Source organism: Streptomyces sp. NPDC037288 (genome assembly GCF_055603265.1).
In genome coordinates this window covers 1-10,184 of record NZ_JBVJVY010000092.1, presented here as the reverse complement: position 1 = coordinate 10,184, position 10,184 = coordinate 1, and the positions used below count along the sequence as shown (strand labels likewise).

The window sequence follows — 10,184 nt, the reverse complement described above, 5'->3', positions numbered from 1 at the left end:
CCCCCCCCCCCCCCCCCCCCCCCCCCCCCCCCCCCCCCCCCCCCCCCCCCCCCCCCCCCCCCCCCCCCCCCCCCCCCCCCCCCCCCCCCCCCCGCCCTTGCGTTGTGCTCTGTGCGTTGCGTTGTGCTCTGTGGGGGGGTCAGCGGCCGGCGGCGCCGTCGGCGTTGGGTCCGGCGTAGTCCTCGCCGTAGGCGCCCTTGGCGGGGCGGCGGCGGCGCATGGGGGGCTCGACTCCGTCGGCGAGGCGGCGGGCGGTGAGCAGGAAGCCGGTGTGGCCGATCATGCGGTGGTCGGGGCGGACGGCAAGGCCCTCGATGTGCCAGTTGCGGATCATGGTCTCCCAGGCGGTCGGCTCGTTGAAGCAGCCGATCTCGCGGATGGACTCCACGGTCCGGGCGAGCTGGGTGGTGGTGGCCACGTAGCAGCACAGGATGCCGCCGGGGACGAGTGCCTTGGAGACGGCCTCCAGGCATTCCCAGGGGGCGAGCATGTCGAGGATGACGCGGTCGACGTCGGTGTCGGACAGGTTGTCCTGGAGGTCGCCGACGGTGAGCTGCCAGGCGGGGTGCGGGCCGCCGAAGTAGCGCTCGACGTTCTGCTTGGCGATGTCGGCGAAGTCCTCGCGGCGCTCGTAAGAGTGCAGCATGCCCTGGTCGCCGATGGCGCGCAGCAGGAAGCTGCTGAGCGAGCCGGAGCCGACGCCGGCTTCGACGACGCGTGCGCCGGGGAAGATGTCGGCGAAGGCGAGGATCTGCCCCGCGTCCTTCGGGTAGACGACGGCTGCCCCGCGGGGCATGGACAGGACGTAGTCGGGGAGCAGGGGGCGCAGCGCGAGGTAGGCGACGTTGCCGGTGGTGCGGACAACGCTGCCCTCGGGAGCGCCGATCAGTTCGTCGTGCGGGAAGGAGCCCTTGTGGGTGTGGAAGTTCTTCCCGGCTTCGAGCGTGAACGTGTAGTGGCGGCCCTTGGGGTCGGTCAGCTGTACCTGGTCCCCGACCTTGAAGGGCCCGCGCCTGCGGGCGGCACCGGTCGGTTCGGACATGTGACCAGACTACCGGCAGCGGCGGGGGCCGCCGACCACTAGGCGGGCGGGCGGGCCATGGCCTTGACGAAGGCGCGTTCGACGTCCGCTGCCGACAGCACCCCGTAGATCTCGCCGGTTTCCTCGATCACGAGGTACTCGGTGGCCGGGGTGGCGCGCAGGACGTCGAGGAGTTCCTCCCCGGCGAGTTCGGCGGAGACGCGCATGCCGTCGGTGAGGTCCTGGGCGAGGCCGCTGACGGGGACCCAGGGGCGGCGGTGTTCGGGTACGCCGACGATGGCGGACTCGCGGACCAGGGAGAGCGGTTTGCCGTGGGCGTCGACGACGACCAGGGCGCGGGCCCCGGCGGCGTTGGCGCGGCGCAGGGCTTCGGAGAGCGGGGTGTCGGTCTGGACCGGTACGGCGCGCCGGGTGAGGGTGCGGGCGCGCAGTTCGGGGAGGTGTTCGCGCAGGCGGGCCATGCGCAGGCTGTTGCCGGCGCCGGTCCAGATGATCGCGGCGAGGATGGCGGCGAGCAGGGCGTCGGTGACGGTGTCCATGCCGCCGGTGTCGGTGCTGTCGCCGCCGAGGGCGCCGGACTGGTTGAGCAGGGGCAGGCCGATCAGGACGGCGACGGCGAGGGCGCGGCCGACCCAGGCGGCGGCGATGGTGCCGCTCATGGGTTTGCCGGTGATCTTCCAGACGACGGCGCGGAGCATGCGACCGCCGTCGAGGGGCAGGCCGGGGAGGAGGTTGAAGATCGCCACGATGAGGTTGGAGATCATGAGGCCGGCCAGCAGGACGCCGGGGACGGTGCCGGGCTCGACGGGTTTCATGGCGAGGTAGAACAGTCCGGCGAGGACGAGGGAGAGCAGCGGTCCGACGAAGGCGAGGACGAATTCCCGGCCGGGGGTCTCGGCCTCCTTCTCGATTTCGGAGACGCCACCGAAGAACTGCAGCTGGATGCGGCGGACCGGGAGCTTGAAGCGGATCGCGGCGACCGTGTGGGCCAGTTCGTGGACCAGGACGGAGGCGTAGAAGGCGACGGCGAAGAACAGGGAGACCAGGTAGCGGGCGGCGCCCAGCTCGGGCAGCACGCGGTCGAGCTGGCCGCCGAAGACCCAGGTGATCAGGGCGGCGACGAGGAACCAGCTCGGCGCGACGTAGACCGGGACGCCGAACGGCCGGCCCATGAGGATGCCGCCGCCGGGTTCCTTGGGCCGTGGCTGCGGCGGCTCACCCTTGGCGATACCGGAGTGGGCGAGCGACCTGTGCTCGTGGTGTGCGTCGCGCGGGGTGCCGGCACCGGGGTCTGGGGCGCCCTCGGGGCGGGTGCTGTCCGTGCCGCCGGTGTGACCGGCCGTGGTGCTGGTCCCGTCGGCGTCCGGGTCACTGCCGGTTCCGCCCGTCGCTCCGCTCCCACCGGTGGCCTCCGCGCCGCCGGTCGCCCCCTCGGTGTCCGGACGGCCGCTGGCGCCTGTGGCCTCCGCCTCGCCGGTCGGCCTCCGGGCGTCGGTGCCGGGGGTGTCGGTGGTCTCGGTGCCGGGGGCGGCTGGGGGTGCCGAGGGTTCCTGGGGTTCCGGGCCGGCGTGGTGGGTGGGGCCGGTCGTCGGGGCCGTAGGACCCGCGGGGTGCTCGGCCGGCTCGTCGTTGCCGGACCGCGGCTGCCCGCTCCCGCCGCTCACGTCCACGGTGTCCCCTCGTTCGAAGCGTCTTCCGCACCTGCCGGACGGAAGGGTCTCTGGTCGATGGTATGCGGCCGTGGTGGCGCGTTTCGCCCCGGCACCCCTTGTGTTTGCCCCACGGTCGCGCCGCCGGGACGGGCGGCGGCTGGGTGACTGTCAGTGGTGGGCCGTAAGGTCTGTGGACATGGACAGCAGCATCGAGGACGCGGGAGCCCGGTCGGGCCGCGCCGAGCAGACGGGTCCGGGCGAGGCGCCGCGGCCGACACCCATGACGGCTCCGCCGGCGCCGACGCCGATCCCCTCGACGACTGCGCAGGCGACCGGCGCATCCCCCGCCCCCGAGACGCCCCCCGCCACCGGCGTCGCACTCGGGCCGGAGACAGCCGGGGCGGTCGCGCCCGAAGCTGCTCCCGAGGCATCTCCCGCTCCCGAGGCAGCTGCCCTCCCCGAGGCGCCCGCCGCCCCCGAGGCGTCCCCCGCCGCCGAACTCAAGCCAGCGACACCCGGGGCGGTCGCCCCCGAAGCCGCTCCCGGGGTGCCCGTGCTTCGCGAGGCGGTCGCTGTCGAGGCTCCCGTGTCCGGGGCGCCGTCCGAGGCGGGAGCGGACCTGGCCATCGCGTCGGGAGCCGGTGTTGAGCGTGTCGCGGTTGCGCCCACGTCGCTGTCGCCTTCCCGGGCCGGCGATTTCATGCAGTGTCCGCTGTTGTACCGGTTCCGGGTGATCGACCGGCTGCCGGAGAAGCCGAGCCCGGCGGCGACGCGGGGCACGCTGGTGCACGCGGTGCTGGAGCGGCTGTTCGACGCGCCGGCGGCGGAGCGGACCGCATCGCGCGCCAAGGCGCTGATCCCGGGTCAGTGGGACCGGCTGCGGGAGAGCAGGCCGGAGGTCACGGAGCTGTTCGCCGACGACCCGGAGGGGGAGCGGCTGGCCGGGTGGCTGGCGGAGGCCGAGCGGCTCGTCGAGCGCTGGTTCACGCTGGAGGATCCGACGCGGCTGGAGCCGGCCGAGCGGGAGCTGTTCGTGGAGGCCGAGCTGGATTCGGGGCTGCGGCTGCGCGGGATCATCGACCGGGTGGATGTGGCACCGACCGGTGAGGTGCGGATCGTCGACTACAAGACGGGGAAGGCGCCGAGACCGGAGTACTCGGAGGGGGCGCTGTTCCAGATGAAGTTCTACGCCCTGGTGGTGTGGCGGTTGAAGCGGGTCGTGCCGCGCCGGCTCCAGCTGGTCTATCTCGGCAGCGGGGATGTGCTGACGTACGACCCGGTCCTCGCCGATCTGGAGCGGATCGAGCGCAAGCTGCACGCCCTGTGGGACGCCATCAGGCAGGCCACGGAGACCGGGGAGTGGCGACCGCGGCCGACCAGGTTGTGCGGCTGGTGCGACCATCAGGCGCACTGCCCGGAGTTCGGCGGCACTCCCCCGCCGTATCCGCTGCCGGTGCGGGCGGCCGAGTCCGGGACGGTGTGAGGCGGGGAAGTCGGGCAGGGCAGAATGGCCGGGACTAGCGAAGGAGTGTCACGTGGCCATCCGTGTCCTACTGGTCGACGACCAGCCCCTGCTGCGTACGGGTTTCCGGATGATCCTGGAGGCCGAGCAGGACATCGCGGTCGTCGGCGAGGCCGGTGACGGCCTGCAGGCCCTCGATCAGGTTCGGGCCCTGCAGCCGGACGTCGTGCTGATGGACATCCGTATGCCGCGGATGGACGGGGTGGAGGCGACCCGGCAGATCACCGGGCCGGGCCGGGACGGTCCGGCGAAGGTCCTGGTGCTGACCACGTTCGATCTGGACGAGTACGTGGTGGAGGCGCTGCGGGCCGGGGCCAGCGGCTTCCTGCTGAAGGACGCGCCCGCCAACGAGCTGGTGCAGGCGATCCGGGTCGTGGCGGCCGGTGAGGCGATGCTGGCGCCGAGCATCACGCGCCGGCTGCTGGACAAGTACGCCACGCATCTGCCCTCCGGTGAGGAACCGGTGCCGGACACGCTGAACACCCTCACCGACCGTGAAGTGGAGGTGCTGAAGCTGGTGGCGCGGGGCCTGTCGAACGCGGAGATCGCGGCCGACCTGTTCGTCAGTGAGACGACGGTGAAGACGCATGTGGGGCATGTGCTGACGAAGCTGGGCCTCAGGGACCGGGTGCAGGCGGCGGTGTACGCGTACGAGAGCGGCCTGGTGCGTCCCGGCGCGCAGTAGGCGGGCGGTCCGCTGGACGGCCAAGGGCGCCCTTCCCGCGTGGGGAAGGGCGCCCTTGGCGTCTGCGTCCTACCGCCTACGGCGGCGTCAGCAGGTGTCAGCTCTTGCTGAGTTCCCAGAACCGGAACACGGTGGAGGCGTCCAGGCAGTACTCCAGGCCGTAGACGCCGTCGCGGACGACCGCGTACTGCTTGGCCTGCCACACGGGCAGGACGGGCAGTTCGGCGGCGACGATGTTCTGCAGCCGCCCGAAGTCCTTGTCGGTGGCGGCCCGGTCGCTCTGCGCGGCGGTGTCGGGGATGAGGGTGCCGGAGATGGTGCGGTTGGTGTAGTTGTTGTCCAGCACGTTGCCCTTGCCGAAGAACGGCGCGGTGAAGTTGTCGGCGTCCGGGTAGTCGGGCACCCAGCCCTTGACGTAGACGCCGTACTTGCCGGCCGCGATGTCCTTCTCGTACTGGTCGAAGGCGACGGACTTGACGTCGGCGTCGAACAGGCCGCTGGCGTTGAGCTGTCCGGCGATGGCCTTCAGCTCCTCGTCGGTGGCGGGGCCGTAGCGCGACGGCGTGGACCACAGGGTGAGCTTGACCTTGCCGGAGATGCCGTCGGCGCGCAGTGCGGCGGCGGCCTTGGCGCGGGACGGGCGGGCGCCGTAGGTGTCGAAGAAGGCGGTGTTGTGGCCGACGATGCCCGCCGGGATGATCGAGTACAGCGGGGTGGCGGTGCCCTGGTAGACGTTCTTGATGAGGGCGTCGCGGTCGATGAGGTAGGCCATGGCCTTGCGGACGCCGAGCTTTCCGGCGACCGGGTCCTGCATGTTGAAGACCAGGTGCTGGACTTCGGCGCTGCTGCCCTCGATGACGTCGATGCCCTTGCTGTCGTCCTGCTGGTCGAGGCCGGCGACGTCGGAGGCGGACAGGCCTCGGTAGGCGAGGTCGATGTCGCCGTCGGTCAGGGCCTTCTTCAGGGCGGTGCGGTCGCCGTGGAAGAACTTCAGGGTGACGCCGGAGTTCTTGACCTTGGCGGTGCCCTTGTAGTTGTCGTTGACCGAGAAGACCGCCTGGTCCTTGTCCAAGGAGTCCAGCTTGTAGGGGCCGGAGCCGACGGCCTGGTGGTCGGTGCGCAGACCGTGCGCGTCGTACTGGCGGTGGTCCACGATGGAGCCGGCGCCGGAGGCGAGCTTGCTGGGGAAGGTGGCGTCGGAGGACTTCAGGTGGAAGACGACCGTCTTCGCGTCCGGGGTGTCGATGCCGCCGAGCATCGGGAACATGATCGCGGGCCCGGCGGAGTCGTTGATCTTCAGCATGCGGTCGAAGGAGAACTTCACGTCCTTCGAGGTGAGGGCGTCACCGTTGCTGAATTTCAGGCCGTCCTTGAGTTCGCACCGGTACTCCGTGGCGCGGGAGTCGGTGAAGGAGCACTGCTTCGCCAGTTCCGGCTGGGGTTGGGTCGCGCCCTTGGGGAAGCTGAGCAGTGACTGGAAGACGTTGTCGAACAACAGCCAGGAGCCGGGGTCGTAGCCGGACGCCGGATCCGTGGCGAGGACGTCGTCGGACATCCCCATCACCACGGAGGAGCCGGTACCCCCGGAATCACCGGTCTCCGAGCCGCAGCCGGTCAACAGGCCGGAGGCCAGCCCCGCCACGATGGGCAGGACTGGCCACTGGTTGCGCATGTTCACTTGAAATGTGCCTTGTCGTCGGTTCGTCATCCCGGGGCCGCCGTCCTGGCCCCGGGTTGTCCGGGGCAGCCGTCCCTGGCCCCCGGATGAGAGAGCCGTCAGCCGCTCACACCGCGGCCGAGCTCCCACAGCTGAAGCGTCGAGGAGGAGTTGAGCGCGTAGGCGACACCGGTGATGTCGTCCCGCGCGGCGACGTACTGCTTGCCCTGCCACAGCGGCAGAACCGGGACGTCGTCGGCGACGGTGTCCTGGATCTGCGTCAGGCTCTTGGCGGCGTTGAGCCGGTTGGCCTCGCGGCGGGACTGAGGGATCAGGGTGTGCTGGATGGTGCCGTTGGAGTACGGCGAGCCGAGGAAGTTGTCGTTGTCGAGGAAGGGCGCGAGGAAGTTGTCGGCGTCGGGGAAGTCAGGGAACCAGCCCATGCCGTAGACGTCGTACCGGCCCTTCCGCTCCGCCGGGCGGAAGGTTTCCCAGGTGTGGCCCTGGATGGAGGCGTCGAACAGTCCGCTGTCGTTGAGCTGCTGCTGCAGGACCTCGAACTCCTTCTTCGTGGCGGAGCCGTAGTGGTCGGTGGTGTAGTGCAGGGTCAGCTTGACCGGGACGGTGATGCCGGCCTTGGTCATCAGGTCCTTGGCCTTGGCGACGCTGGGGTTGCCGTACTTGTTGAAGAACGAGTTGGAGTGGCCGGTGAGGGTGGCCGGGACCAGCGAGTACAGCGGCTCGGCCTGGGTGCCGTAGACCTTGGAGACGAGGGCCGCACGGTCGATGAGCTGGGCCATGGCCTGGCGTACGGCCTTGGACTTGACCGTCGGCGCGTCGGTGTTGAAGGCCAGGTAGCGGATCTCCAGGCCGGGCATGTCGACCAGGTCGGCCTTGTCGTCGCTGCCGGCGTCCAGTTTCTGGATCTGGGCGGGCGACATGGTGCGGGTCATGACGTCGATGTCACCCTTGTCGATGGCGGCGCCCATGGCGTCGGCGTCGCTGAAGGAACGCAGTTCGACCTTGTCGTTGTTCACCTTCACGGCACCCTTGTAGGTGGGGTTCTTGGTGAAGGTGGCGCTGGTGATCGCGTTGCCGCTGACGTCGGCCTGGAAGCTGTAGGGGCCCGAGCCGTCGACGGAGAAGCCGTCGCGCAGCTTGTCCCTCTGGTAGTCCTTCGGGTTGATGATGCCCGCGACCGGGGTGGACAGCTTGTACGGGAACGTGGCGTCGGCCGTCTTGAGGTGGAAGATGACCTCGCGGTCGCCCTGGGTCTCGATGGTGTCGATCGTGTTCAGCAGGGCGGACACACCGCTGTCGGCCTTGATGCGCAGGGCGCGCTCGATGGAGAACTTGACGTCCTGGGCGGTCACCGGGTCGCCGCTGGCGAACTTCAGGCCGTCGCGGAGCTTGCAGGCGTAGCGTTCGCTGCCGCTGTCGGTGAAGGAGCAGCTCTCGGCCGCGTCCGGGATGGGGTCGCCCTCGCCCTTGGGCTGCGCCATCAGCGTCTGCACGGTCTGGCGCAGGATGTTCCAGGTGCCGACGTCGTAGGCGTAGGCGGGGTCGAGGGGCGCCGGGGCGTCGCTGGTGGCGGTGAACCGGTCCGTGGTGCCGACGACGATGGCGTCGCCGCTCTTGCTCCCGCTGTCGGATCCGCCGCACGCGGCGAGAACCGGGGTGAGCAGGCCGGCCACCGCCGGCAGCACCAAAGTCTTGCGGTTCATCGGGGAGTTTCTCCAGAGCTGTTCGAGTCCGTGTATCCGGCATGCATGGGTGGTGCGGCGGATCACGGGGGGTTGCGGCGATGTTCTCGCGATGAGATTAGTCCGCGCCCGCAGGAGGGTTCACGGCCGCGCGAGTTGACCCGCCATCACGCAGTGAAACCAGGTGCGGACACACCGAAAACCCGACAGCGGCAGGATTAGTGCAGCTTCCCACCAATCGGGACACAAAGACCCGGCGGTCGGGCCCGGGCAGCGGCGATCAGCACACCTGATCCGGGTTGTCGAGCCCGTTGGGAGTGGGGAACGTCACACTTCCAACTGTGTGGTGAGTCAGCAGAATTCGGCCGTACGACCGGCCCGGAATTCCACTTGGGTGTACTTCCCCGGAAATTTGTCCAAGCAGGCCAATGGACATGGTACGCAGTGTGAACGGCTAGCGCATTTCCGTCATCAGGCCGCGCAGAAATGCCAGGTCGACCTCTTCCAGAGAGGTCACGACGGTGCGTCCCTCGGCGGGGGTGATGGGGGCGACGGAGGGTACGGCGACCACGCGGCAGCCCGCGGCCTCGGCGGCGGCGACACCGGTCGCGGTGTCCTCGACCACCGCGCATCTGACCGGCTCCGCGCCGAGCCCGGCGGCGGCGAGCAGGTAGGGGTCGGGGAAGGGCTTGGTGCGCGAGACCTCGTCGCCGGCGATGGACAGGTCGAAGTGGTGCGGGCCGAGCACGCTCAGCACGCGGTCGATGATGCGCCGGTGGGAGGCCGAGACCAGGGCCGTGGGAATGGCCTGCTCGTGGAGTTCGGCCAGCAGGCGGGCGGCGCCCGGCATCAGCGGCAGGGCACGGTCGATGCGGTCCTCGAAGCCCTCGTTGAGCAGCACGGTGAGTTCGGCGAGGGTGATGTCGGCGCCGGTGGCCTCGATGAGGAAGGCGGCGCTGCGGGTCATGGGGCCGCCGACGACGACGTGCCGCCAGGAGTCGTCCAGGGGGTGGCCGAGGCCGGCGAAGATCTCCACCTCGACGTCCCACCAGAAGCCCTCGGTGTCCACCAGGGTGCCGTCCATGTCGAGGAGTACGGCCTGCAGGGCTGAGCCTTCCGCCGTACGGGTTCCGAGCGCGGGGACCGTGCTGGTCATCCGGGCGCACCTCCTTGAGGGACGAGCAGGCCGGTTCCCGGACAGGGAACCGGCCTGTAGTGGGCCGACAAGTGTACGTCGCCGACACCGGAAACGCCTCGTTTATCACTCACGACATGGGGTATCCCCTTGAACACCCCCGGCGCAGGCCAGAGGTGCCTTGGCGTGCCGCTGTGACGACCCGCTCGCCCGCGCTCGCGGGGTGCCGAGAAAGCCGACGGCACCGCAGCACCCTCAGGGGCGCGGGGAACTGCGCGACCAGCCGGCCCCCCACGCACCCGCACTCGCGCAGAACCGGGCCCGACTCGCCGAGTGGGCGCCCGGCCGAACCCCCGGAGGGCTCAGCGGGCGTTGAAGTACTTCGCCTCCGGATGGTGGATCACGATCGCGTCCGTGGACTGCTCGGGGTGCAGCTGGAACTCCTCGGACAGGTGGACGCCGATCCGCTCCGGCCGGAGCAGGTCCGCGATCTTGGCGCGGTCCTCCAGGTCGGGGCAGGCGCCGTAGCCCAGGGAGAAGCGGGCACCCCGGTACTTCAGGGCGAACATGTCCTCGATGCCGGCCGGGTCCTCACCGGCGAAGCCGAGTTCGGAGCGGACCCGGGCGTGCCAGTACTCGGCGAGCGCCTCGGCCAACTGGACGGACAGGCCGTGCAGTTCGAGGTAGTCGCGATAGGAGTTGGACTCGAAGAGCTTCGCGGTCTCCTCGCCGATGCGCGAGCCGACGGTGACGACCTGGAGGCCGACGACGTCGGTCTCCCCCGACTC

Annotated in this window: 8 protein-coding genes; 2 read left to right on the top strand and 6 right to left on the bottom strand. The window is 70.5% G+C overall.

From position 1 onward, the window contains the following. Positions 1–139: 139 nt before the first annotated feature. Complete coding sequence (locus ACZ7GZ_RS40705; RefSeq protein WP_471032566.1) at positions 140–1,042, bottom strand: tRNA (adenine-N1)-methyltransferase; 903 nt, start codon at positions 1,040–1,042, stop codon at positions 140–142. 38 nt (positions 1,043–1,080) lie between these two features. Continuing rightward, on the bottom strand, positions 1,081–2,712 hold the full coding sequence (locus tag ACZ7GZ_RS40700) for a site-2 protease family protein (protein ID WP_471032563.1): 1,632 nt from the start codon (positions 2,710–2,712) through the stop codon (positions 1,081–1,083). Between the two features lie 529 nt (positions 2,713–3,241). On the opposite strand from ACZ7GZ_RS40700, the gene ACZ7GZ_RS40695 reads away from it, so the two are divergent. Next, on the top strand, positions 3,242–4,177 hold the full coding sequence (locus ACZ7GZ_RS40695; RefSeq protein WP_471032568.1) for a RecB family exonuclease: 936 nt from the start codon (positions 3,242–3,244) through the stop codon (positions 4,175–4,177). A gap of 52 nt (positions 4,178–4,229) precedes the next feature. Next, positions 4,230–4,901 (top strand): response regulator, encoded by a 672-nt coding sequence (locus ACZ7GZ_RS40690; RefSeq protein WP_449202223.1) that lies wholly within the window; start codon positions 4,230–4,232, stop codon positions 4,899–4,901. Positions 4,902–4,998: 97 nt separating this feature from the next. On the opposite strand, the gene ACZ7GZ_RS40685 is transcribed toward ACZ7GZ_RS40690, so the two are convergent. The 4 genes from ACZ7GZ_RS40685 to ACZ7GZ_RS40670 all read right to left on the bottom strand — a co-directional run. Then, positions 4,999–6,579 carry an ABC transporter substrate-binding protein gene (locus tag ACZ7GZ_RS40685; RefSeq protein ID WP_471032560.1) on the bottom strand — a complete coding sequence of 527 codons (1,581 nt, stop codon included), beginning with the start codon at positions 6,577–6,579 and terminating at the stop codon, positions 4,999–5,001. A 98-nt stretch (positions 6,580–6,677) separates the two neighbouring features. Beyond that, on the bottom strand, positions 6,678–8,282 hold the full coding sequence (locus ACZ7GZ_RS40680; RefSeq protein ID WP_471032559.1) for an ABC transporter substrate-binding protein: 1,605 nt from the start codon (positions 8,280–8,282) through the stop codon (positions 6,678–6,680). A 433-nt stretch (positions 8,283–8,715) separates the two neighbouring features. Further along, complete coding sequence (locus ACZ7GZ_RS40675; protein ID WP_471032557.1) at positions 8,716–9,417, bottom strand: HAD family hydrolase; 702 nt, start codon at positions 9,415–9,417, stop codon at positions 8,716–8,718. Positions 9,418–9,758: 341 nt separating this feature from the next. Beyond that, positions 9,759–10,184 (bottom strand): vitamin B12 dependent-methionine synthase activation domain-containing protein (locus ACZ7GZ_RS40670; RefSeq protein ID WP_471032554.1); only part of this gene is annotated, 426 nt, incomplete at its 5' end.

Coding starts and splice junctions, on each gene's coding strand:
- ACZ7GZ_RS40680 (WP_471032559.1), bottom strand. CDS start 8,282: ATGAACCGCAAGACTTTGGTGCTGCCGGCGGTGGCCGGCCTGCTCACC.
- ACZ7GZ_RS40705 (WP_471032566.1), bottom strand. CDS start 1,042: ATGTCCGAACCGACCGGTGCCGCCCGCAGGCGCGGGCCCTTCAAGGTC.
- ACZ7GZ_RS40675 (WP_471032557.1), bottom strand. CDS start 9,417: ATGACCAGCACGGTCCCCGCGCTCGGAACCCGTACGGCGGAAGGCTCA.